Origin of the sequence: Stenotrophomonas lacuserhaii (assembly GCF_039674585.1) — a bacterium.
Classification (GTDB): domain Bacteria; phylum Pseudomonadota; class Gammaproteobacteria; order Xanthomonadales; family Xanthomonadaceae; genus Stenotrophomonas; species Stenotrophomonas pennii_A.
The window spans coordinates 1-23,559 of the sequence record NZ_JBDJNU010000052.1; the positions used below are offsets into that span (position 1 = coordinate 1).

The 23,559-nt window shown below is 66.6% G+C and carries 15 protein-coding genes; 11 read left to right on the top strand and 4 right to left on the bottom strand.

Annotated elements, in window-relative coordinates; all coding sequences use genetic code 11:
* Nucleotides 1-207: 207 nt before the first annotated feature.
* Genes ABE522_RS15765 through ABE522_RS15775 form a run of 3 tightly spaced genes read right to left on the bottom strand, consistent with a single transcriptional unit; the run spans nt 208 to nt 3,713 of the window.
* Nucleotides 208-1,893, bottom strand: a complete 1,686-nt coding sequence (locus ABE522_RS15765; protein WP_346592513.1) for a pseudouridine synthase — start codon at nt 1,891-1,893, stop codon at nt 208-210.
* Nucleotides 1,886-2,794, bottom strand: coding sequence for an SMC-Scp complex subunit ScpB (gene scpB / locus ABE522_RS15770; RefSeq protein ID WP_346592514.1), 909 nt, complete (start codon nt 2,792-2,794; stop codon nt 1,886-1,888). Before scpB ends, ABE522_RS15765 begins: the two co-directional genes overlap by 8 nt.
* A gap of 13 nt (nt 2,795-2,807) precedes the next feature.
* A complete protein-coding gene (locus tag ABE522_RS15775; RefSeq protein ID WP_346592515.1) occupies nt 2,808-3,713 on the bottom strand; it encodes a segregation and condensation protein A in 906 nt (301 codons plus the stop codon).
* A gap of 369 nt (nt 3,714-4,082) precedes the next feature.
* Here ABE522_RS15775 and ABE522_RS15780 point away from each other — a divergent pair, with 369 nt between their 5' ends.
* The 10 genes from ABE522_RS15780 to ABE522_RS15825 all read left to right on the top strand — a co-directional run bounded on the left by ABE522_RS15780 (nt 4,083) and on the right by ABE522_RS15825 (nt 18,005).
* The gene (locus tag ABE522_RS15780) at nt 4,083-4,382 is read left to right on the top strand and encodes a YciI family protein (protein WP_346592516.1); all 300 of its coding nucleotides are present in this window, start codon (nt 4,083-4,085) and stop codon (nt 4,380-4,382) included.
* Nucleotides 4,379-4,657, top strand: a complete 279-nt coding sequence (locus ABE522_RS15785) for a BolA family protein (RefSeq protein WP_346592517.1) — start codon at nt 4,379-4,381, stop codon at nt 4,655-4,657. The genes ABE522_RS15780 and ABE522_RS15785 overlap by 4 nt, the downstream gene beginning before the upstream one ends.
* A gap of 147 nt (nt 4,658-4,804) precedes the next feature.
* Entirely contained in the window at nt 4,805-5,869 is a 1,065-nt protein-coding gene (locus ABE522_RS15790; protein ID WP_042615189.1) for a LacI family DNA-binding transcriptional regulator, read from the top strand.
* A 76-nt stretch (nt 5,870-5,945) separates the two neighbouring features.
* A complete protein-coding gene (locus ABE522_RS15795; protein ID WP_346592518.1) occupies nt 5,946-9,008 on the top strand; it encodes a TonB-dependent receptor in 3,063 nt (1,020 codons plus the stop codon).
* A gap of 237 nt (nt 9,009-9,245) precedes the next feature.
* Nucleotides 9,246-10,850, top strand: a complete 1,605-nt coding sequence (locus ABE522_RS15800; RefSeq protein WP_346592519.1) for a glucoamylase family protein — start codon at nt 9,246-9,248, stop codon at nt 10,848-10,850.
* Complete coding sequence (locus ABE522_RS15805) at nt 10,819-12,189, top strand: sugar ABC transporter substrate-binding protein (protein WP_346592520.1); 1,371 nt, start codon at nt 10,819-10,821, stop codon at nt 12,187-12,189. The genes ABE522_RS15800 and ABE522_RS15805 overlap by 32 nt, the downstream gene beginning before the upstream one ends.
* Nucleotides 12,186-13,067 (top strand): carbohydrate ABC transporter permease, encoded by an 882-nt coding sequence (locus ABE522_RS15810; RefSeq protein WP_057506835.1) that lies wholly within the window; start codon nt 12,186-12,188, stop codon nt 13,065-13,067. Before ABE522_RS15805 ends, ABE522_RS15810 begins: the two co-directional genes overlap by 4 nt.
* A complete protein-coding gene (locus ABE522_RS15815; RefSeq protein ID WP_346592521.1) occupies nt 13,064-13,900 on the top strand; it encodes a carbohydrate ABC transporter permease in 837 nt (278 codons plus the stop codon). The genes ABE522_RS15810 and ABE522_RS15815 overlap by 4 nt, the downstream gene beginning before the upstream one ends.
* A gap of 26 nt (nt 13,901-13,926) precedes the next feature.
* Nucleotides 13,927-17,064: a discoidin domain-containing protein gene (locus ABE522_RS15820; protein WP_406846379.1), complete on the top strand. Its 3,138-nt coding sequence runs from the start codon at nt 13,927-13,929 to the stop codon at nt 17,062-17,064.
* Nucleotides 17,065-17,069: 5 nt separating this feature from the next.
* Complete coding sequence (locus ABE522_RS15825; protein WP_346592522.1) at nt 17,070-18,005, top strand: endonuclease/exonuclease/phosphatase family protein; 936 nt, start codon at nt 17,070-17,072, stop codon at nt 18,003-18,005.
* A 554-nt stretch (nt 18,006-18,559) separates the two neighbouring features.
* Here ABE522_RS15825 and ABE522_RS15830 read toward each other — a convergent pair.
* Nucleotides 18,560-22,021, bottom strand: a complete 3,462-nt coding sequence (locus ABE522_RS15830) for an Rne/Rng family ribonuclease (RefSeq protein ID WP_346592523.1) — start codon at nt 22,019-22,021, stop codon at nt 18,560-18,562.
* 407 nt (nt 22,022-22,428) lie between these two features.
* On the opposite strand from ABE522_RS15830, the gene ABE522_RS15835 reads away from it, so the two are divergent.
* Nucleotides 22,429-23,403: an RluA family pseudouridine synthase gene (locus ABE522_RS15835; protein ID WP_101098496.1), complete on the top strand. Its 975-nt coding sequence runs from the start codon at nt 22,429-22,431 to the stop codon at nt 23,401-23,403.
* Nucleotides 23,404-23,559: the final 156 nt, after the last annotated feature.

Genomic DNA, 23,559 nt, shown 5'->3' on the forward strand with positions numbered 1-23,559 from the left:
TGCCCCCTGCGTCGGTTCCGACCCCCCCCTCCCCCCTCCTTCCGCTCCACCAACCACGGTCGTCACCCACCAGCAATCCAAGGTCGTCACGCACCAGCAATCCAAGTCGTCACCCACCAGCCCGGATTGACGGCCAGCGGCCGTCACTACCGGGCACAACAAAAAACCCGGCCGAAGCCGGGTTTTTTGTTGGATCACAGGCCGGGATCAGCCGCCGCGCGGGCCACCGCGACCGCGATTTCCACCCGGGCCACCTGGGCCGCGATTGCCACCCGGGCCACCCGGACCGCGGTTGCCACCGGGACCGCCCGGGCCACGGTTGCCACCCGGACCACCGGCCGAACGGTTGCCGCCCGGGCCGCGATTGCCGTTGGCCGGACGCGGGGTGCTGCCGTACGGGCTGAAGCCCGGGTTGGCATGGTCGGACGGGAACGACGGTGCGTTGCCCGGATGACCATACGGATGCTTGTTGCCCTGGCCGCCCTGGCCCTGGCCACCGCGGTTGCCACCGGCGCCCGGCGACTTCGGCTTGGCGTAACCGCCACGACCGCCTTCACCCTGGCCCTGGCCGTAACCACCGCCCTGGCCGGGACCGCGTGCGCCGGGACCGCGGGCGCCCGGACCACCCGGACCACGGGCACCGGGGCCGCCGGGGCCACGTGCACCCGGGCCGCGCGCTGCGCCGGGACCGGCGTTGCGGTGGCCACTCGGACCGGTGCTGACGCCGTCCGGCACGTACCAGCTGCGGAATGCCGCCGGATTGCCTTCCGGCAGGCCACGATCATTCTTCTGCGGGCGCGCCTTGAACGGACGCTGCGACTGCTTGGCCGCGGCTTCACCGCTGACCGTCAGGCCACCCTTGAAACCGCCGCCGCCCTTGCCACCACGACCCCGGCCGCGCTCTTCGCGGACGTTGTCGAAGCGACGCAGCTCGCGGCCTTCATCGGCGGTGTTGTGGCCGTTGACATAGGCCGTGCCACGGCCGCCATCGCGGCCCATGCGCACGGTGGTCTTGGCCGCGCGCCGCTGGCCGATCACCGGCTGCAGGGTCAGCGCGGACGGTGCGCCTTCTTCCAGGTTCAACTTGGCGCGCAGCGCTTCGACCTGGGCCGTCGGCAGTTCCACCGAATGGCCACGGGTCAGTTCGCGCGGCAGGCTGACCGTGCCGTAGCGGGTACGCTTCAGGCGGCTGACCTGGCAGCCCTGCGATTCCCACAGGCGACGGACTTCGCGGTTGCGGCCTTCCTTCACCACCACGCGGAACCAGTCGTGCGAGTCGGTGCCGCCAATGCGCTCGACTTCATCGAACTTGGCCGGGCCGTCTTCCAGCGCGACACCACGCTGCAGGCGCAGGATGGTGTTGTCGTCGACCTTTTCCTGGCCTTCCGGGGCGCGCACGCGCACCACGTATTCGCGCTCGACTTCGAAGGACGGGTGCATCATCGCGTTGGCGAGTTCACCGTCGGTGGTGGCCAGCAGCAGGCCGGTGGTGTTGATGTCCAGGCGGCCGACGGCGATCCAGCGCGCGCCCTTCAGCGCCGGCAGCGACTCGAACACGGTCGGGCGGCCTTCGGGATCTTCGCGGGTGGTCACTTCGCCTTCCGGCTTGTTGTAGACCAGTACGCGCGACGGTTCGGCCAGGGCGGTGGCGACGAAGCCACGGCCGTCCAGCTCGATGCGGTCGCCGCTGCGCACCGACATGCCGGTCTGCGCGACTTCACCGTTGACCTTGACCAGGCCTTCGGCGATGCGCTGTTCCAGCGCCCGGCGCGAACCGAGGCCGGCCTGTGCCAGCACCTTGTGCAGGCGTTCTTCCAGCTTGAACTGTTCGGAGGTGGCTTCGCGCTTCAGCGACAGCTTGTTCAACGACAGCTTGCGGGGGGTATCACTCATTAACTTTGGCTCCGGCCGGCGTTTGGTCGTCGGCCTCTGGTTCGGAATCGGCTAGGTCAACAGCCACGGTCGTCTTCGCGACGGCGTTGTCTTCGCTCTCGTTCACTGGCGCCGCGCGCGTGCCCGGCGCGGTGTCGGGGTGCCCGTTGTCGCTGGGCGAAGGTGCTTGCTCATCAGGGTCTGCCGCGACAAGCGCGGCAGGGGATCCGGGTCCGGCATCGGCGCCTGCGGCGGCCGGGATGCCTTCTTCATCGGTGCCACCGGAGTCCGGGGCATCGTCATCATTGGCTGCTGCACCCGGGCTGGCGGCCGTGGCGGGCTGCGGCGCATCGGGCTGGCCATCCGGACCCAGCGGCAGCTGCGGTTCCAGGTCGGCCAGGTCTTTCAACTCGGACAGCGGCGGTAGTTCGTCCAGCCGTTTGAGGCCGAAATAATCCAGGAAACCCTTGGTGGTGCCGAACAGCGCCGGCCTGCCAGGCACGTCGCGGTGGCCGATCACCCGGATCCACTCACGTTCTTCCAGGGCCTGGATGATGTTGCTGCTCACCGCCACGCCACGTACCTGTTCGATCTCGCCACGGGTGATCGGCTGCCGGTAGGCGATCAGCGCCAGGGTTTCCAGCGTGGCGCGGGTATAGCGCGTCTTGCGCTCGGTCCACAACCGGCTGATATGCCCATGCACCTCGGCGGTGACCTGGTAACGGAAGCCGGAGGCCACCTCCACCAGTTCCACGCCACGCTCGCTGCAGGCCTCGCGCAGGGTTTCCAATGCGCGTTCCACGCTGCCTGCCGGGGCCGGCTCGTCTTCCGGGAACAGCTCTTTCAGCTGCACCAGGGTCAGCGGCTGCGGCGATGCCAGCAGTGCGCCTTCGACGATTCGGTTGATCAGCGGTTGATCCATCGGCAATTCGCGCTCACTCGGTCGGATTGGCTGCGTCGTTGTCATCGAACTCGCTGCTGAAAGACAGCGGCTCATTGGTGTTTCCCGCCGCCAGCGACTTGACGTAGATCGCCGCCAGCGGGGTTTCCTGCACGATATCCAGCAGCTGTTCCTTGGCCAGTTCCAGCATTGCCAGGAAGGTGACCAGTACGCCGAGCTTCCCTTCTTCGGCGGTGAACAGCGATTCGAAACGGTAGAACACGCCTTCTTCCATGCGCCCCAGCAGGTCGCCCATGCGCTGGCGGACACTCAGGGCCTCGCGCTTGATCGCGTGCCCGGTGAACAGCTCGGCGCGCTTGAGCACGTCGTGCAGGGCCACCAGCATTTCCTTCAGTTCGACCGGCGGCGGCAGGCGGATCGCTGCGCGGTCGGGGACGAAGGCATGCACCACGGTGGTGTCGCGGTCCTGCCGGGGCAGGCTGTCGATATCTTCGGCGGCCTGCTTGAAGCGTTCGTACTCCTGCAGTCGACGCACCAGTTCGGCGCGCGGGTCGGCCTCATCGCCGTCTTCGCTGACCGGCCGCGGCAGCAGCATCCGCGACTTCACTTCGGCCAGGATCGCGGCCATCACCAGGTATTCGGCGGCGAGCTCGAAACGCAGCTCGCGCATCACCGTGATGTATTCCACGTACTGCCGGGTGATCTCGGCGACGGGAATGTCCAGGACGTCCAGGTTCTGGCGGCGGATCAGGTACAACAGCAGGTCCAGCGGCCCTTCGAACGCGTCCAGGATGACTTCCAGCGCATCCGGCGGGATGTACAGGTCCTGCGGGATCTGCAGGACCGGTTGCCCATGCACCACGGCCAGCGGCATTTCCTGCTGCTGTGGGGTGGGCGGCCGGATTGACGGGGTCGCGTCTAGCGCGGTTTCAGAGGTCATCAAAGGACATCAGGATTGCAACGGACCGGTCGCGGTGCCCGTCATTCCCCCCAGGCACGTGCCTGACAGGCCATGGCGGAAACCAGGACACGCCGGAATCGGCGCGATTCCACACATCAATAAAGCAGGACGCACCGCACTGGCGGCAGCGACGAAACTACGGGGAGGTCGTCTACGCGGTCTGGTCGGGGGCAGCGGTTCGATCATCGGTGGCCTGCGGGGCCATGGGACCGACGGGACGCTGCGTCCAGTCACGTGCAATGCAAACAGGTTACGGCTTTGCAGTGCCGGTGTCCAGTCAGGCGCGGCGCAGGGTCGGGCAGCCGCTAGAATCAGCGCCAGTTCCCGCAGGACAACAGGAGACAATCGATGTGGTACGTAATTGAAGGCTATGACGGCCAGGACGTGCTTGCGGCCCGGATCGCGGCCCGCCCGACCCACCTGGCACGGCTGCAGGCCCTGCAGGAGCAGGGCAGGTTGCTGCTGGCCGGACCGTGCCCGGCGATCGACAGCGAAGATCCGGGTCCGGCGGGTTTCAGTGGCAGCGTGGTGATTGCCGCGTTCGACTCGCTGGCCGCCGCCCGCGACTGGGCCGATGCCGACCCCTACGTCGCGGCCGGCGTGTACGCGCGCACCGAGGTCCGTCCGTTCCGCAAGGTGCTGCCGTGAGCAATGCGGAGCGGATCGAGCGAATTCGTGATGCGTTGCAGCATTCGCTGGCCCCCGTGCAGCTGCAGATAGAAGACGACAGCCACCGTCATGCGGGGCATGCCGGGGCGCGTGACGGGCGTGGCCATTTCAACGTCAGGGTGGTCAGCGGGGCGTTCGCCGGGTTGGGTCAGTTGGCCCGACATCGCGCCATTTACGCTGCACTTGGCGACATGATGCAGACCGATATCCATGCCCTGTCGATCCAGGCATATACCCCGGCCGAGGCTGGCTGACCCGGTGTCCCCTCCTGTCCTGTGACGTCCCGGCGACGTCCCGCCATGGACAGCGGGCGGACGCCCCACGACCTATAGGACTAACGAAGTGTTTACATCGGACATTGGAAACGCTTACATTCCGCGCCAAGCCGTAAGGCTGGAGTCGTGGAGGGCGACTTTGTGAACAAGGCAGCGATCACCATCAAGGATGTTGCGCGGGAAGCCAAGGTCTCCGTGGCCACGGTTTCGCGCGCGCTCAATGGACACGAAAACGTCGCCGAGCCGGTTCGCCAACTGGTGCTGGAGGTGGCTGCGCGCCTGCGCTACACCCCGCACGCCGCCGCCCGCAGCCTGAGCAGCCGGCGCACCAATACCGTCGGGGTGGTGCTGCCCGACCTGTATGGCGAGTTCTTCTCCGAACTGATGCGCGGCATCGACCAGATCGCCCGCATCCGCCGCCAGCACCTGCTGGTGTCCAGTTACCACGGCGACCAGGAGCAGCAGGGCGCTGCGCTGCGGGCCATGCGCGGCCGCGTCGATGGCCTGCTGGTGCTGTCCCCGTATGCGGAAAGCCCGGGTTTCCTGACCGACAACCTGCCGCAGTCGCTGCCCACGGTGCTGATCAATACCTACCTGCCCGACCAGGACCATCCTGTGTTGAGCATCGATGACCACGCCGGTGCGGTGGCGATGACCCGCCATCTGCTCGACGTCGGCCACCGCCGCATTGCGTTCATTTCAGGCCCGGACTCCAACTACGATGCGCGCGAACGCCTGCGGGGCTTCCGCGATGCGCTGGCTGCCTTTGGCAGCGATGCGCAGGGCATCGAGCTGCCCGGTGATTTCGACGAAGCTTCCGGCCATCGTGCCGGTCAGGAGTTGCTGGCAGCCGGCACGCTGCCCGATGCGGTATTCGCGGCCAACGACATGATGGCGCTGGGCTGTCTGTATGCCTTTGCCCAGGCTGGGCTGAAGGTGCCCGATGACGTGGCGCTGGCCGGCTTCGATGACATTCCGCTGGCCCGTTTCGTTCACCCGTCGTTGACGACGATGCAGGTGAGTATCGCCGAACTCGGTGACATGGCGATGACGCGCCTGATGCAGTTGATGGATTCAAAAAGTACGGAAGGCGCGGGTGACAAGCAGACGCTTGTGCCGAAGCTGATCGTGCGTGATTCAAGCAAGAGTGTTGCCCGCAGGACCCAAACCCACACGCCATCCGGCCGCTGAAGCCAGAGGCGATTCCATTTTTTGTTTGACATGAAGGGGGCGGCCATCGCGGTCGCCACCACCCCCGGAGATTTTCATGACGCAGTTCAATCACCATCGTCGGATGCCGGCTCGCCGTCTTTTGACGTGCGCCCTGGTCAGCTGCCTGGCCATCGCTGCAGCACCGGACGTGATGGCCCAGTCGGCCAACGCGAGCCTGCGCGGCAACGTCGCTTCGGCCCAGGCCGGCAGCGAAGTGGTCGCCACCAATGTCGCCACCGGTTCGGTGCGACGTTCCACCGTGCGCGCCGATGGCAGCTATTCGCTGCAGGGCCTCGACCCGGGCACCTACAACGTGGTGGCCAACGGCCAGACCCAGAAGGTCACCGTGACCGTGGCTTCGGCCGCCACGCTGAACTTCTCCGGTGAAGCCGCCGCCCCGGCCGCTGCCGGCGATGCCAAGAACCTCGACACCATCACTGTCGTCGCCCCGACCCTGCTGCAGGAAGTGCGTACGTCGGAAGTCGGCAAGACCGTCAGCCTGCAGCAGATCCAGACCACGCCGCAGGTGTCGCGCAACTTCCTGGAGTTCGCCGATGCCGTGCCGGGCCTGATCTTCACCCGTGACGCAAAGGGCAACACCTCGCTGCGCGGCGGTGCGACCAACGCCGACGGCACCAACGTGTACATCGACGGCGTGGGCCAGAAGAGCTACGTCAAGGGCGGCGGCGTGGCCGGCCAGTCCGGCAGCGCCGGCAACCCGTTCCCGCAGCTGGCGATCGGCGAATACAAGGTCATCAGCGGCAACTACAAGGCCGAATACGGCCAGGTCTCCAGCGCCGCGGTGACGGCGGCGACCAAGTCCGGTACCAACGAGTTCAAGGGTGAAACCTTCTACCGTTATACCAACGAAGACATGCGTGCCAAGACCCCGGCGGAGCGCCAGGCCGGCCAGGACAAGATGGCCTCGGCCGAGAAGGAATACGGCTTCGCGCTCGGCGGTCCGATCGTCCAGGACAAGGCGCACTTCTTCGTGACCTACGAAGCCAAGCGCTTCGACCTGCCGGTCACCATCGCACCGGACGGCGCGGTCGGCGGTGCGGCCAGCCTGCTGCCGGCCGATGCCGCCGCCGGCCTCGGCCCGGCCAGCCAGCCGTTCGAGCAGGACCTGATCTTCGCCAAGATCGACTTCGAGCCGACCGACAACGATCGCATCGAGCTGACCTTCCAGGACCGCGACGAGACCCAGCAGCAGTTCAGCGGCCAGACCGCACCGGAAGCGGGCCGTGAAGTGGTCAACACCGACCGTCGTTACGCCCTGCGCTGGAACCACAGCGGCGAGCGTTACTACAACGAAGTGCTGCTCACCCACGAAGATTCGTTCAACAACCCGACCCCGCTGACCCTGGCCAACGGCATCACCTACACCGCACCGGACGGCACCGAAGACCGCACCGTGGTGAAGGTCGGTGGCGCCTCGGCACTGGATTCGCAGGTGAAGGGCCAGAAGGGCTGGTCGATCGAAGACAACCTCACCCTGGACGGCCTGCAGTGGGCCGGCGACCACACCGTCAAGATGGGCGTGAAGTACAAGGAAATCGACCTGTACGCATCCGATGCGGCGCAGATCAACCCGACCTTCACCTACAGCCTGGGCGATGCGGACTTCCCCGATTCCATTCCGTACAAGGCGCAGTTCGTCAAGCCGGTGACCGGCGTGTCGGGCGTGTCCGGCGAAGTGCGCTCCAAGTCCAAGCAGATCGGCCTGTTCATCCAGGACGACTGGCAGGTCAACGACCACCTGCAGCTCAACCTGGGCCTGCGTTGGGACTACGAAAAGACCCCGTCCTACCTGGACTTCGTGACGCCGCGGGAAGTGGTCGACGCGATCTATTCCCAGGATCCGCGCGCTGCCGCCGGCCAGACCTACGCCGATTCGCTGGCGCTGGGCGGGCTGGACATCAGCGATTACATCAGCACCGGCAAGAACCGCAAGGCGTTCAAGGATGCCTGGCAGCCGCGCCTGGGCTTCTCGTATGACATCAACGCCGACGAGCAGCACGTGATCCACGGTGGTGCGGGCCGTTCCTACGATCGTGACCTGTTCGACAACCTGCAGCTGGAAACCACCAAGCTGGCCCTGCCGCAGCCGACCATCTACTTCCGCAACCCGGCCACCGGCAGCTGCATCAACGGCCAGGCCGCCTGCTATGACTGGAACCCGAACCTGCTCAACGGCATCGGCAACCTGCAGACGCTGGTCGGTTCGACCAGCAATGCCGGTCTGGAAGTGGACCTGCTGAACAACAACCTCAAGGCCCCGTACTCCGATCAGTTCAGCCTGGGCATGAGCAACCAGGTCGGTGAATGGCTGACCGATGCCACCATCGCCCGCACCCTGAGCTATGACGGCTTCGCCTTCACCCTGGGCAACCGCTACCCGACCGGCCAGTTCTTCGATGACCCGCAGCTGTGCGGCGGTTCCGCGCCGGGCCTGAGCCAGGCCTGGAGCTGCAACGTGCCGGGCTTCGGCAGCCTGATCATCGGCCAGCAGGGCATCAAGACCCGGGCGACCCAGGTCCTGCTGTCGGCGCAGAAGCCGTTCACCAAGGAAAGCGGCTGGGGCACCTCGGTCGCCTACACCTGGACCACCGCGCGCCACAACCGCGACATCAACGAGAAGTACGCCTTCGACCGCGGCCTGATCGAGGATTACCCGACCATCCGCTCCAACGGCGCACCGCGCCACCGCCTGGTGGTCACCGGTTCGTATGCGGGCTTCTGGGGCATCACCTTCGGCGGCAAGGTCACCCTGGCCACGCCGACCGCGGTGAACGACTGGTACAACGTGCTGCAGGCCAGCGGTTACAACCTGCCGACGCCGGGCGCCGCGGTGCCCAACGGCAACGGCAAGTTCCTGCTGGGTGGCAAGATCTTCGGCTACCGTTCGGTCGATCTGCAGGCGACGAAGACGTTCAAGATGGCGCACGACACCGAGCTGTACGCTCGCATCGACATCATCAACGTGTTCAACTTCGACAACTTCTCCACCTACAACTACACCAAGCCCGATGGCAAGTTGCTGGCCAGCTACAACGAGACCGGCGAAATCATCGGAACGCCGCGCCAGGTGAAGGCGGAGGTCGGCTTCCGGTTCTGATCCGGAGCGCCTGATGCACGACGCGGTACCGCCTCCGGGCGGTACCGTGGGACGCAATGGCGGGTCTTCGGACCCGTCCATTGCCCAGCCCACTGCCCTGGAGGGGGCAGTGGGCTGGGCAATGACCGTCGGCGTCGAACCACTACGGTGGTTTTTTTTCGAGACGCGTTTGTAAACGATTTCAGGTCATTGGACGTTATGCTCTCCATTCTTGAACAGCACAAAAGGAAGGGGCCGATGCGGGTTAGCCACCTGTTGACCATCGCCGCGATCACCTTGGCCGCCGCCGGCTGCAAGCCGCAGGCCGCGCCCGAGCCGGCCAAACCGGCCCCGCAGGTGATCCTGGTCGAAGCCGACCTGCCACCGCGTCCGATGAAGCCGGAGCTGCCGCCGCTGTTCGATGACATCGAACGCCGCACCTTCCAGTTTTTCTGGGACACCAGCAATGAGATCAACGGACTGACCCCGGACCGCTATCCCTCGCGGCCGTTCGCCAGCATCGCCTCGGTCGGCTTCGCGCTGACCGCTTATCCGATCGGCATCGAGAACGGCTGGGTCAGCCGCAACCAGGCGGTGGATCGCACCCTGACCACGCTGCGCTTCCTGCGCGATGTGCCGATGGGCCCGCAGCGCACCGGCAAGGGCGGTTACAAGGGCTTCTATTACCACTTCCTGGACATGCAGGAAGGCCACCGCTACGACAGCTGGGTGGAACTGTCTTCGGTGGATACCGCGCTGCTGATGATGGGCGTGCTGTTCGCGCAGTCGTACTACGACGGCGGCGATTCGCGCGAGAAGGAAATCCGGGACATCGCCGAGACGCTGTACAAGCGCGTGGACTGGCCGTGGCTGCAGGAGCGTTCCCCGCTGATCTCGATGGGCTGGTTCCCGGAAAGCGGCACCATCGAACACGACTGGATGGGTTACAACGAGGCGATGATCGTCTACATCCTGGCGCTCGGTTCGCCGACCCATCCGGTCAGCCCGGATGCGTGGACGGTGTGGACGCGTACCTACGACAACGACTGGGGTGTCTACCAGGGCCAGGAATACCTGTCCTTCGGCCCGCTGTTCGGCCATCAGTACAGCCATGTCTGGATCGACTTCCGCGATATCCAGGACGCCTACATGCGCGAACGCGGCAGCACGTATTTCCTCAACAGCCGTTCGGCTGCGCTGGCCCAGCGCGAGTACGCGATCAGCAACCCGATGGAATGGAAGGAATACGGCCAGAACGTCTGGGGCCTGACCGCCAGTGACGGTCCGCAGAACACCACCCAGGAATACCGTGGCGAGCAGCGCCAGTTCCGCCATTACTCTTCGCGCGGCGCCGGCCTGCGCGAGAATTTCGACGACGGCACCATCGCCCCGACCGCGGCCATTTCCTCCATCGTGTTCGCCCCGGAAGAAGTGATCCCGGCGACCCAGGAAATGCACAAGCGCTTCGGTGATTACATCTATTCCAGCTACGGCTTCCTGGATTCGTTCAACCCGAGTTTCAACTACGACATCCCGATCAAGACCGGGCGCATGGTGCCGGATCGCGGCTGGGTGGCGAGTGACTACATCGGCATCGACCAGGGTCCGATCCTGACCATGATCGCCAACTACCGCAATGATTTCGTGTGGGAGGTGATGAAGAAGAACCCGCACATCCGCAAGGGGCTGGAGCGCGCTGGTTTCAGCGGCGGCTGGCTGACCCCGGAAGGCGAGCAGCAGCCGCTGCAGCTGGAAAAAGACGAGAAGGCCGCCGACGCACGCGCGGTCGGCATTGCAGAATCACGCGCCGCCGCGGCACAGGAACAGAAGAATGCATCGCGCAACAACAACCCGGGCAAGTAAGCCGGAGCTGGAAACGAAAAAGAAGTCCCCGGGCGGTCGCCTGCGCTGGGTCGCCGCGCTGGTGGCCGGCCTGGTGCTGGCGGGCTGCGCGCGCAAGGAAGAGGGCACCACGGTGCGCTTCTGGGCGATGGGACGCGAGGCCGAAGTGGTGGCCGAGCTGATCCATGAGTTCGAGGCGGAGAATCCCGGCATCCGGGTGGACGTGCAGAACATCCCGTGGACGGCGGCGCACGAAAAGCTGCTGACCGCGTTCGCCGCGGACGGGCTGCCCGATGTCTGCCAGCTCGGTAATACGTGGATCCCGGAGTTCGCCGAGCTCGATACGCTGGAGCCGCTGCAGCCGTATATCGACCGTTCCACGGTGGTCGAGCCTGCCGATTATTTCCCGGGCATCTGGGACACCAACGTGATCCACGGCGAAGTGGTCGGCGTGCCGTGGTACGTCGATACCCGCCTGCTGTATTACCGCAAGGACCTGTTGGCGCAGGCCGGCCACGATGCGCCGCCGCGCACCTGGGCCGAGTTCGAACAGCAGATGGCCGACATCAAGAAGATGCAGGGCCCGAACCGCTACGCGGTGCTGATGCCGATCAACGAATTCGAGCAGCAGTTGTCGTTCGCCCTGCAGCAGCCGGACCCGCTGCTGCGCGATGACGATACCCGCGGCAATTTCCGCAGCCCCGGTTTCCGCCGTACGCTGGGTTTCTACGCCAACATGTTCGAGAAGGGCTGGGCGCCGAAGATGTCCGAAACCCAGATCTCCAACGTCTGGGACGAGTTCTTCCGGGGCTTCAACGTGTTCTACATTTCCGGCCCCTGGAACATCCGCGAGTTCAAGAAGCTGGAGCCGAAGGAACTGGCCGGCAAGTGGGGGACCGCCGCACTGCCCGGGCCGGACGGCCCCGGTGCCGGCATCGCCGGTGGCACCAGCCTGGTGATCTTCCGCAAGGCGCAGCAGAAGGAAGCGTCGTGGAAGCTGATCGAGTTCCTGTCGCGCCCGCAGATCCAGCAACGCTTCCATTCCATCATCGGCGATCTGCCGCCGCGTCGCAGCACCTGGCAGGCCCCGTCGTTGGCGGGTGATCCGCTGGCCGCTGCGTTCCGTGACCAGCTGGAGCGCGTCAAGCCGACGCCGAAGGTGCTGGAATGGGAGCGCATCGTGCAGGAAATGCGCATCGTCACCGAAAAGGTGGTGCGCGGCGGGCAGGCGCAGGATGCCGCGGTGACCGAGCTGGACGACCGCGTGGACAAGGTGCTGGCCAAGCGTCGCTGGATGCATGAGCAGGTGATCGAACAACAGCGCGATGCCGCGCCCGTGGCCACGGGAGGCCAGCCATGAACCGTTCTTCGCTTGCCGGCTGGATCTTCGCTGCCCCGGCGGTGATCGTACTGGGCGTGTTCTTCGGCCTGCCGGTGGCTTCGGCGCTGGCGCTGAGCGTGACCGACTTCGACCTGTACTCGCTGGCCGACGGCGCCAACCTGCGCTTCGTCGGACTGGGCAACTACATCGACCTGCTGCAGACCCCGATGTTCTGGAAGTCGCTGTGGAACACCACCTACTTCGTGGTGATCGGGGTGCCGCTGTCCATCGCGGTGTCGCTGGGTGCGGCGATCCTGCTCAACGCACCGGCGGCCCGCTTCAAGGCCCTGTTCCGTACCGCACTGTTCGCCCCGGTGGTGACCACGCTGGTGGCGGTGGCGGTGATCTGGCGCTACCTGTTCCACACCAGCTATGGCCTGGTGAACTACGGGCTGGGGCACATCGGCATCAGCCCGATCGACTGGCTCGGCGATCCGGACTGGGCCATGCCGACGATCATGCTGTTCGCGGTGTGGAAGAACTTCGGCTACAACATGGTGATCTTCCTGGCTGGCCTGCAGGCGATCCCGCATGACCTGTACGAGGCCGCGCGCATCGACGGCGCGTCGCGCTGGAAGCAGTTCCTGCACATCACCCTGCCGATGCTCGGCCCGGTGCTGCTGGTGGTCGGGGTGATCACCGTGTCCGGCTACTTCCAGCTGTTCGCCGAACCCTACGTGATGACCCGCGGCGACCCGCTGCAGAGCACCGTGAGCGTGCTGTACTTCATGTTCGAAGAAGGCTTCAAGTGGTGGAACCTCGGCCGTGCATCGGCGGTGGCGTTCCTGTTGTTCCTGATCATCCTGGCGGTGACCTCGGTGATGCTGCGCTTCGGGCGCAAAAGGCAGATGGTATGAGTCGCGAAATCGGCCAGTCACGCTGGCACGGGTGGTGGATCAACGGTGGGTTGCTGCTGCTGGCGCTGGTCAGCCTGGCGCCGCTGTTGTGGATGGTGTCGGTGTCGGTGATGCCGGCCGGCGAGGCGACCACGTTCCCGCCGCCGCTGACGCCCTCGCACGTCACCTTCGCCAACTACCACGAGCTGTTCGCGCGGACCGGCATGGGCGTCAACTTCGCCAACAGCCTGCTGGTGTCGGTGGCGATCACGCTGGGTTCGCTGCTGCTCAACACGATGGCCGGCTATGCCTTCGCCAAGCTGCGCTTCGTCGGCCGTGACCGCCTGTTCCAGGTGCTGATGGCCGCGCTGGTGATCCCGGCGCAGGTGGCGATGCTGCCGCTGTTCCTGCTGATGAAGCAGCTGGGCCTGGTCAACAGCTTCGGCGGGGTGATCGTGCCGGCGCTGGCCACGGTGTTCGGCATCTTCCTGGTGCGCCAGTACGCGCGCTCCATCCCGGACGAGCTGCTGGAAGCGGCGCGCATGGACGGGGCAGGGGAGATGCGGATCTTCTTCCAGATCGTGCTGCCGATGCTCAAGCCGGTGCTGGTGACGTTGTCCATCTTCACCTTCATGGGCGCGTGGAACGATTTCATGTGGCCGCTGATCGTGTTGACCGACCAGGAGCACTACACCCTGCCGGTGGCGCTTGCCACGCTGTCACGCGAACACATCATGGACGTTGAGATGATGATGGCCGGCGCGGTGGTCACGGTGATCCCGGTGCTGGCGCTGTTCCTGCTGCTGCAGCGCTATTACATTCAAGGTCTCATGTTGGGGAGTGTCAAAGGGTGAACCGGAAAATCATCGCTGGCCTGGCGTTGTTGTGGTCCTGCGTGGCAGTTGCTGCCCCGCCTCCTGCCGCACCCGCACCGAAGGTCATCGATGATTTCGACGACATGGGCCAGTGGACACTGGTGCTGTCCGACCAGGTCAGCGGCTCGCTGCGCAACGTCGCCGGTGCCGGCAGCGGTCGCGCGATGTGCCTGGATTACGACTTCCACGAGGTATCCGGCTATGTCGGCGTGCGTCGCGCGCTGAGCATCGACTACCCGGCCAACTACCGCTTCGGGTTCCAGCTGCGCGGCGACTCGCCGTCCAACGACCTGCAGTTCAAGTTGATCGATGCCAGCGGCGACAACGTGTGGTGGGTCAACCGCCCCGGCTACGCCTTCCCCAAGGCGTGGACGCCGGTGGAGTTCCGCAAGCGCCACATCGACAAGGCCTGGGGCCCGTCGCCGGAGAAGGAACTCAAGCGCAGCGCGTCGATGGAGTTCACGATATACAGCAAGGTCGGCGGGCGCGGCACGGTCTGCTTCGACAAGCTGACCCTGCAGGGCCTGCCCGCGCAGGACGATTCGCCGCTGCACCCGGACGTGCTGGCCGACACGGCCACCGCGCTGCAGGACCGCATGATCGACGGCAAGGCCGATACGTTCTGGGTCAGCGGCGGGGTCAAGCAACAGACCATCAGCCTGGACCTGGGCAAACCGCGCGAAGTGGGCGGGGCGGTGATCGACTGGCTGCCCGGCCTGGAGGCCACGCGTTACACCGTGCGCGCCTCGCAGGATGGGCGCGACTGGCGCACCGTGCGCGAGGTCACTGCCGGCAGTGGCGGCCGTGACTGGCTGGCGCTGCCGGAGACCGACGCGCGCTACCTGCGCTTCGACCTGCAGGGTGGCCCCAACTGGCGCTATGGCATCCGCGATATCGCGCTGAAGCCGCTGGCGTTCGCCGCCACCCCGAATGCGTTTCTTTCGTCGGTGGCGGCCGACCTGCCGCGTGGTTCGCTGCCGCGTGCGTACGTAGGCGAGCAGCCGAGCTGGACCCTGCTGGGCCTGGATGGCGGCCGCGAGCAGGCCCTGATCAGCGAAGACGGCGCGCTGGAAATGGCGCGTGGCAGCTTCAGCGTGGAGCCGTTCCTGAAGCTGGACGGCAAGCTGGTCAGCTGGGCCGATGTCAGCCCGATCCAGTCGCTGCAGGACAGTTACCTGCCGATCGCCAGCGTGGACTGGCAGCACGACAAGGCGTCGCTGTCGGTGACCGGATTCGTGCAGGGCACGCCGGACAAATCCCAGCTGGTGGCCCGTTACTCACTGAAGAATCCGGACAAGGTCGCCCACGAGTACACCCTGGCGCTGGCGATCCGCCCGTGGCAGGTCAATCCGCCGACCCAGTTCCTCAACACCATCGGGGGCTTCAGCCGCATCGACAGCCTGGACATGGAAGAAGGGCTGGTGAAGGTCAACGGCGAGCCGCGGCTGTATCCGGTGCAGGCGCCGGACGCGCGCTTCGCCTCGCCCTTCGACGGCAAGCTGGAGGTGATGCACCTGGCTGGCGGCGCGCTGCCGACCACCACCTCGGTGAAGGATCCGACCGGCATGGCGTCCGGTGCGCTGCTGTATACGTTCAAGCTGGAACCGGGGCAGAGCCGCGAGGTGGCGCTGGTTCTGCCGCAGGTCGGCAGCTTCAACCCGCGCGGTTTCGATGCCGGCAAGGCGCAGGCGCAGGTCGCTGCGATGTGGCGGCAGAAGCTGGACGGCCTGCAGCTGCAGCTGCCGCGCGAAGGCCAGCCGCTGGCCGACACGCTGCGCACGGCGCTCGCGCACATGCTGATTTCCCGCGTGGGCCCACGCCTGCAGCCCGGCACGCGCTCCTACGGGCGCAGCTGGATCCGCGATGGCGCGATGATTTCCGAGGGCCTGCTGCGCATGGGCCGCAGTGATGCGGTGCGCGACTACGTGCAGTGGTATGCCCCGTTCCAGTTCGACAACGGCAAGGTGCCATGCTGCGTGGACGACCGCGGCAGTGACCCGGTGCCGGAGAACGACAGCCACGGCGAGCTGATCTACAACATCGCCGAATACTGGCGCTACACCGGTGACGATGCGTTCCTGGAGGCGATGTGGCCGCACGTGGTCGGCGCCTTCCACTACATGGAGCGCCTGCGCTCCAGCGAACGCACCGAAGAGAACCGCGCACGCAACCCGGCCTTCTACGGGATGATGCCGGCCTCGATCAGCCACGAAGGCTATTCGGCCAAGCCGATGCATTCGTACTGGGACAACTTCTGGGCGCTGCGTGGTTACAAGGACGCCGGGATCATCGCCGAGCGCCTGCAGAAGATGGAAGTGCTGGCGATCACCGGCGCACGCGACGAATTCCGCGCCGACCTGCAGGCATCGCTGTATGCGGCGATGGACCAGCACCGCATCGACTTCCTGCCGGGATCGGCGGAGCTGGGCGACTTCGATGCGACGTCCACGACCATCGCACTGGCGCCGGGCGGTGAGCAGGGGCGTCTGCCGCAACCGCAACTGGACAACACCTTCCAGCGTTACTGGACAGAGTTCGTCGCGCGCCGCGACGGCAAGCGCGAGTGGAAGGATTACACCCCCTACGAATGGCGCAACGTCGCTGCATTCGTGCGCCTGGGCTGGCGTGACCGCGCCTGGCAGGCGACCGAGTTCTTCTTCAAGGACCGCTCGCCGCAGGCCTGGAACCAGTGGGCCGAAGTGGTGTCGCGCACGCCGCGCAAGCCGTTCTTCGTCGGCGACCTGCCGCATGCCTGGGTGGCGTCGGACTTCGTGCGCTCGGCGCTGGACATGTTTGCCTACAACCGCGACGTGGACCAGTCGCTGGTGCTGGCCGCTGGCGTGCCGGTGCGTTGGTTCGAGGGGCAGGGCGTCGTGGTGAAGGGCCTGCGCACACCGCAGGGCCAGCTGGATTACCGGCTGCAGCGCAGCGACAGGCAACTGGTGCTGGAGGTCGCAGCCGGCGTACTGCCACCGGCCGGCGGCCTGGTGCTGCCTTGGCCGTATCCGGGCGAGCCCGGCGCGACCACGATCAATGGCGAGCCGGTGGAATGGATTGGCGGCGAACTGCACGTGCACCAGGTGCCGGCGAAGATCGAGATCGAGGTCCCGGCCGCCGTGCGCCGGGCCGAACGCAAGGGGTGAGCAGCATGCGGGTGAGGGGCGGGAAGTGCGCGCGCGGTGTCGTGCGGAGGGTGCTTGGCTGTGCCGTGGGCGCGGCGTTGCTGTGGCCCGGTGGGGGCATGGCGGCGGATCTGCGATCGGATGCAGCGAATGCGGCAACGACCGGCGCTTCGCCGGGGATGACGCGCGAAGCGGGCATGAGCATGGTGACCTTCAACCTGCACCATGATCGCGAGGACTGGCCGGAGCGGCGCAAGACCATCCTGGCCGAGCTGCAGCGGCTGCAGCCCGATGCGATTGCCCTGCAGGAAGTCATCCAGAAGCGCAACGTGCGCAACCAGGCCGAGTGGCTGGCCACCCGGCTGGGTTATTCGTACCTGTTCGTTTCCACCGACCCGGCCGGCGCGACCAAGCGTTATGGCAACGCGCTGCTGACCCGCAGGCCGGTCCTCGCTCGCGGCCAGCACCTGCTGCAGCCGCTGGGCGACTACCGCACGGTGGGCCACCTGCGCATCGAAGTGGATGGAAGGCCGATCAATGTCTACGCCACCCACCTCAACGAGCGTTCCGATGAGCAGGGCATCCAGACCCGAAGGACACAGGTGGAGGACCTGCTGCGCTTCATCAGCAGCACCTCGGCCGGCGCGCCGGTGGTGATCGCAGGCGACTTCAATGCGCTGGTCGATGCCGGTGACCTGAGCGAGCTGCGCAGCCACTACGGCGACAGCTTCGGCAGCGTGCACGTCAACAACGACCTGGCGAAGGTCAGCACGCTGAACCGCCACTATTTCGAGGCGCCTTCGCGGATCGACCACATCTTCTTCCAGCAGGACCAGTTGCTGGCGCGCGAGGCGAAGATCCTGTTCGACCAGCCCGACGCGGGCGGCCGCTGGGCGTCGGACCATTACGGCGTATGGACGCGCCTGCAGTTCGCGCCGGACACGGCGGCGGAGAAGCGATAAGGCGACCGCCGCGGGGCACTGACGGCCGCTTGCCGTCAGCCTCTGTCCCGGTGGGTGACGACCGTTGGTCGTCACGCCGTTGCCGTTGCACTCGCCGAGCACGGCTCGGCGCTACCGGTCGTGCGCCGCCGCCAGGTAGTGACGGCCGCTGGCCGTCAGCCTCTGCTCTGGTGGGTGACGACCGTTGCTCGTCACGCCGTTGCCGTTGCACTCGCCGAGCACGGCTCGGCGCTACCGGTCGCGTGCCGCCGCCGGGTAGTGATGGCCGCTGGCCGTCAGCCTCTGCTCTGGTGGGTGACGACCGTTGGTCGTCACGCCGTTGCCGTTGCACTCGCCGAGCACGGCTCGGCGCTACCGATCACGCGCACCGCCGCCAGGTAGTGACGGCCGCTGGCCGTCAGCCTCTGCTCTGGTGGGTGACGACCGTTGGTCGTCACGCCGTTGCCGTTGCACTCGCCGAGCACGGCTCGGCGCTACCGGCCAGCCACCAGCCACCAGGCACAAAAAAACAGCGGCCCGAAGGCCGCTGTTTTCGTTTTCACCACGGCAGGGGATCAGCCCTGCGGCAGGTTGTCCGGCTTGGCCTTGTCTTCCTCGGCATCCGTCTCGCTGGTCACCGTTTCGGTCACCTTCGATGCGGCGGCCGGTTCCGGCTGGGCCACGACCGCAGCCTGCGCGGCGGCATCGGTGCCCCCGGCCAGGATCGCCGGCTCGGCGGATTCCACCGCTTCGACCACTGCCGGTGCGGCAACCGCAGCCGGCAACGGAGCGGCAACCGGAGCCACGTCTGGCTCAGCCGCTGCGGATACGGTGGCGGCCGGGGCCTGCGGCGTAGCGGGTTCGATGGCATCCAGCATGCTGGTCTGCACCGGGGCAGACGGAGCCGCCACCGGGGCCTGCTTCGGCGCTTCGGCTTCGGCCGGGACGGCCTCGACCTTGGGCGCTGCCGGCGGCACAGGCTGCCAGGACGGTGCCTGCTCGACAGCTGCGACCGGGACTGCCGCGACCGGCGCTTCGGCCTTCGGCACTTCTGCCTGCACCGGAGGGGCGGCATCGTGCTGCGGGCGGGCAACGTCGGCGCTGACGGCCGGCTTCACCGGTTCCACATCGGCGACGGCTTCGGCGGGGGTGTCGATCCGGGTCGATGCCACGAATGCGGGCGCTGCTTCAATCTTCGGCGCCTCGACCTTCGGTGCTTCCACCTTGGACGCTTCTGCCTTCGGTGCTTCAACCACTGGAGCCCGCGCGGCAGTCACTGCGCTGGCCGCGGCCGGCACGATGGCGGCGGTCGCCAGCACCGCGGCTGCACGCTTCTCGCGTTCGACGGGAGCGGGCGCATCGCCTTCGTCATCGAAGTCGAACTCCGGCTGCGGACGGCTCGAGGCCGGCTGGCGCTTTTCGGCGTCACCCATTTCAGAAGGCGCCGAAGCCGCAGTCGCGTCCTGCTCTTCGGCGTCGTTGTCGTCTTCGTCGGAATCGTCATGACCCAGCGAATCCGATGCGGTGCCTTCTGCATTGCCACGACGACGACGACGACCACCGCGACGACCGCGACGACGGCGCGAGCCGCCTTCACTGCTGCCGTCATCCGTGGCCGGCGTTTCGGCGCCTTCGGCACCTTCAACACTGACCGCGCTGGTTTCTTCGACGTCGGTGTCGGCAACCGGCACGCGTGCCGTGGCCGGTGCTGCCTCGGTTGCCTGCGGTGTTGCCGGGGATGCCGCGGTCGTGGTGTGGCTGTCGACCTCTTCGCCACGCAACTGCTGGTTGGCCAGGCGCGATGCGGCTTCGGCAGCGTCCAGGCCCATCGGCGTGATCGCCGCGACGGTTGCGGCGGCGGCAATGTCACTGCTGTCGCGCTGCGGCTTGTCGCTTTCCTGCGAACGCGGCTGGCGCGGCTGCTTCACCTTCGGCTGCTGCTGGCCCTGTGCCGGCGCCTGGCCCTGGGCCTGCTCGGTGCGCTCGCCGCGCTCATTGCGCTGCTTGCCACCCTGCTGGCCCTGTTCCTGACGCTGCTTCGGCTGCTGCTGGCCAGTGCCGTTGCCGGCCTGTGCGTTGGCGGTGGCAGCGGCCTGTGCGTTGCCGGCCTGTGCGTTGCCCTGGCGGCGCTCACCACGCTCACCACGTTCCTTCCGACCCTGGCCCTGTGCCTGCGCGGCGCCGTTGCCGGCGCTGCGGCTGTCGTCGCGGCGGTCCTTGCGGTCCTTGCCGTTGCGATCCTTGCCATTGCGGTCCTTGCGGCCATTCTCACCGCCGTTGGCACGCGCGGCCGGTGCCGGTGCCGGTGCGGCCGCCGGTTCGCCACCGAAGATGCGCTTGAACCAACCGACCACGCCGCCGGTGGCGGCCGGAGCAGCCACCGGAGCGGCCACGGCAACCGGTGCCGGCTGCGGCGCGGCTTCTTCGCGGACCGGGGCCGGCGAATTGTGCTGTACCTGGGTCACCGCCGGCGGTGGGATGTTCAGCTGGCCCTTGGTCAGGGCATGCACCGGCAGCTTGCGCGGGGTGCCGCGCTGATAGCTCGGCTTGCCGCTTTCCTCGCCCAGCTCGTTTTCGCGCAGGCGGGTCACGGTGTAATGCGGGGTGTGCAGCTGCTCGTCGGCCACGATCACGATCGGGGCTTCGTGGCGCGCTTCGATCTCGCGCAGCGCGCTGCGCTTTTCGTTGAGCAGGTAGTTGGCGATCTCGACCGGGGCCTGGACCAGCACCTGCCCGGTGTTTTCCTTCATCGCATGCTCTTCGGCGACGCGGATGATCGACAGCGACAGCGACTCCACGCTGCGCATGCGGCCGTGGCCGTCGCAGTGCGGGCAGACCAGCTGGCTGGATTCGCCCAGGCTCGGACGCAGGCGCTGGCGGCTCATTTCCAGCAGGCCGAAGCGCGAGATGCGGCCGACCTGCACGCGGGCACGGTCGTACTTCAGCGCCTGGGCGAGACGGTTCTCGACCTCACGCTGGTGCTTGTTGGACGACATGTCGATGAAATCGATCACCACCAGGCCGCCAAGGTCGCGCAGGCGCAGCTGGCGGGCCGCTTCTTCTGCCGCTTCCAGGTTGGTCTGGAACGCGGTGTCCTCGATGTCGCTGCCCTTGGTGGCGCGCGAGGAGTTCACGTCGATGGCGGTCAGCGCTTCGGTCTGGTCGACCACGATCGAGCCGCCCGACGGCAGGCGCACGTTGCGCTCGTAGGCGCCTTCGATCTGCGATTCGATCTGGAAGCGGTTGAACAGCGGGATGTCATCGGTGTAGTGCTTGAGCTTGCGCAGGGTCTGCGGCATCACCTGCTGCATGAACTCGCGGGCGTGCTGGTACATCTCTTCGGTGTCGACCAGGATCTCGCCGATGTCCGCGCGCAGGTAGTCGCGCAGGGCACGCACGATCAGCCGGGATTCCTGGTAGATCAGGAACGGGGCGGGCTTGCTCAGCGCCGCTTCGGCGATGGCGCGCCACACGTTCAGCAGGTAATCCAGGTCCCACTGCAGCTCTTCGGCATCGCGGCCGACGCCGGCGGTGCGGATGATCACGCCCATTTCGTCGGGAATGTTCAGCTTGTCCAGCGCGTCCTTCAGGGCGGCGCGGTCTTCGCCTTCGATCCGGCGCGAGACGCCACCGGCGCTCGGCGAGTTCGGCATCAGCACCATGTAGCGGCCGGCCAGCGAGATGAACGTGGTCAGGGCAGCGCCCTTGTTGCCGCGTTCATCCTTGTCGATCTGCACCACGATTTCCTGGCCTTCGCGCAGGAGCTCCTTGATGCCGGCCTTGTTGTGGTCCACCCCGGCCTGGAAATAATCGCGGGAGATTTCCTTCAGCGGCAGGAAGCCATGGCGGCCACCGCCGTATTCGACGAAGGCGGCTTCCAGCGAGGGCTCGATGCGGAAGATCCGGCCCTTGTAGATGTTGGACTTCTTCTGTTCCTTGGCCGGCTGCTCGATGTCGATGTCATACAACGACTGGCCATCCACGATGGCTACACGCAGTTCTTCGGCCTGCGTGGCGTTGATCAGCATTCGCTTCATTGTTGCGTTCCTCGCAAGCGGCTACCGCGCGGAACGCCATGGAGTTTCGCCTCTGGATACGGCTGGCCGCCCATTCGCGCAGGCGCGGGGAGGGTGGCCCGGGTTTCCAGCGCTACGACACCACGGCAGGCCGCGGGAGCGCTCTTGTTATCTGGTTTTGGGTGTTACGGGACCGGCGGCAGCTGTCAGCCAAAACTGGAGCGCCACGCGGGACATGTTCAGCGCGACTGCGTGTCAGGCAATCGGCGATGGCCGGGAGCGCCGGTGAGCCGCTAACATGGCCGCCCCGGGGGCGGTGGTCGCGCACTGTGCCGGATTCGTTGGAAGACAGGCTTCTGGCCCGGAGTAACTTCCAACGAAATCAATCCCTTATCTCGCCGCCCGAGTGTAACAGAATAAACAGGCTGATGACTGCTCAAGACCCCGCAAACCCCAACTCCGACAAGCCTTCCGTGCGCATGATCACCGTTCCCGACGACCGGGCGGGACAGCGGCTGGACAATTTCCTGCTCGGACAGCTGAAAGGGGCGCCGCGCAGCCTGGTCTACAAGCTGGTGCGCAGCGGCCAGGTCCGGGTCAATGGCGGCCGCGCCAAGGCCGAGCGCAAGCTGGAGGGCGGGGAGGTGATCCGCATCCCGCCGGTCCATCTCAGCGAGGAAGGCGACAGGACCGGCCCGCCGGAATCGTTCATGCGCCGGCTGGAACAGGCCATCGTGTACGAAGACGAGCGCCTGCTGGCGCTGAACAAGCCGTCCGGGGTGGCCAGCCATGGCGGCAGCGGGATCAGTTTCGGCGCCATTGAAACACTGCGGGCGCTGCGTCCGGGCAAGACCCTGGAGCTGGTGCACCGGTTGGACCGGGACACCTCCGGCCTGCTGATCGTGGCCAAGAAGCGCTCTGCACTGAGCGAGCTGCAGGCGCTGTTGCGCGAGGACCACGGCGCCGGCATCCGCAAGAAATACCTGACCCTGCTGGCCGGGCGCATGCCCGACGGCACCATGACGGTGGACGCGCCGCTGCATGTCGGCCTGCGCCAGGGCGGAGAGCGCCACGTGCAGGTGAATGCGATCGGCAAGCCGTCGATCAGCCACTTCAAGGTGCTGGAGCGCCGCGGTGGCCATTCGTACTGCGAGGTGCGGATCGAAACCGGGCGCACCCATCAGATCCGCGTGCACGCCCAGCACTTGGGCAATCCGGTGGCCGGTGACGACAAGTACGGTGATCCCGTCGTCAACAAGCGCTTTCGTGAGCAGATTGGCCTGAAGCGGCTGTTCCTGCATGCCGCCTCGCTGGAGTTCGCGCTGGACGCGGGCAAGACCCCTTATGTGTTGAACGCGCCGCTGGCCGAGGAACTGGTCGAGGCCCTGGATCGGCTGAAGTAGGTCGGCGAACGGCGGAGCCCCTCGCGGTGGGTGGTTTTCTAGCCGCATCCCGGGTTGGGCCGGGCGCCGGGGCTGTGCGGGGGACGGCAAAAGCCGCTCCTGCGGGCCTCGTTTCGCGCCATCCATGGCGCTCTACGCCCCCGCGCAGCCCCGGCG

Bases quoted from the DNA above. Each gene is read 5' to 3' on its own strand.
- ABE522_RS15765 (WP_346592513.1), bottom strand. From the start codon at position 1,893: ATGAGTGATACCCCCCGCAAGCTGTCGTTGAACAAGCTGTCGCTGAAG.
- scpB (WP_346592514.1), bottom strand. From the start codon at position 2,794: ATGGATCAACCGCTGATCAACCGAATCGTCGAAGGCGCACTGCTGGCA.
- ABE522_RS15775 (WP_346592515.1), bottom strand. From the start codon at position 3,713: ATGACCTCTGAAACCGCGCTAGACGCGACCCCGTCAATCCGGCCGCCC.
- ABE522_RS15780 (WP_346592516.1), top strand. From the start codon at position 4,083: ATGTGGTACGTAATTGAAGGCTATGACGGCCAGGACGTGCTTGCGGCC.
- ABE522_RS15795 (WP_346592518.1), top strand. From the start codon at position 5,946: ATGACGCAGTTCAATCACCATCGTCGGATGCCGGCTCGCCGTCTTTTG.
- ABE522_RS15800 (WP_346592519.1), top strand. From the start codon at position 9,246: ATGCGGGTTAGCCACCTGTTGACCATCGCCGCGATCACCTTGGCCGCC.
- ABE522_RS15805 (WP_346592520.1), top strand. From the start codon at position 10,819: ATGCATCGCGCAACAACAACCCGGGCAAGTAAGCCGGAGCTGGAAACG.
- ABE522_RS15810 (WP_057506835.1), top strand. From the start codon at position 12,186: ATGAACCGTTCTTCGCTTGCCGGCTGGATCTTCGCTGCCCCGGCGGTG.
- ABE522_RS15815 (WP_346592521.1), top strand. From the start codon at position 13,064: ATGAGTCGCGAAATCGGCCAGTCACGCTGGCACGGGTGGTGGATCAAC.
- ABE522_RS15825 (WP_346592522.1), top strand. From the start codon at position 17,070: ATGCGGGTGAGGGGCGGGAAGTGCGCGCGCGGTGTCGTGCGGAGGGTG.
- ABE522_RS15830 (WP_346592523.1), bottom strand. From the start codon at position 22,021: ATGAAGCGAATGCTGATCAACGCCACGCAGGCCGAAGAACTGCGTGTA.
- ABE522_RS15835 (WP_101098496.1), top strand. From the start codon at position 22,429: ATGACTGCTCAAGACCCCGCAAACCCCAACTCCGACAAGCCTTCCGTG.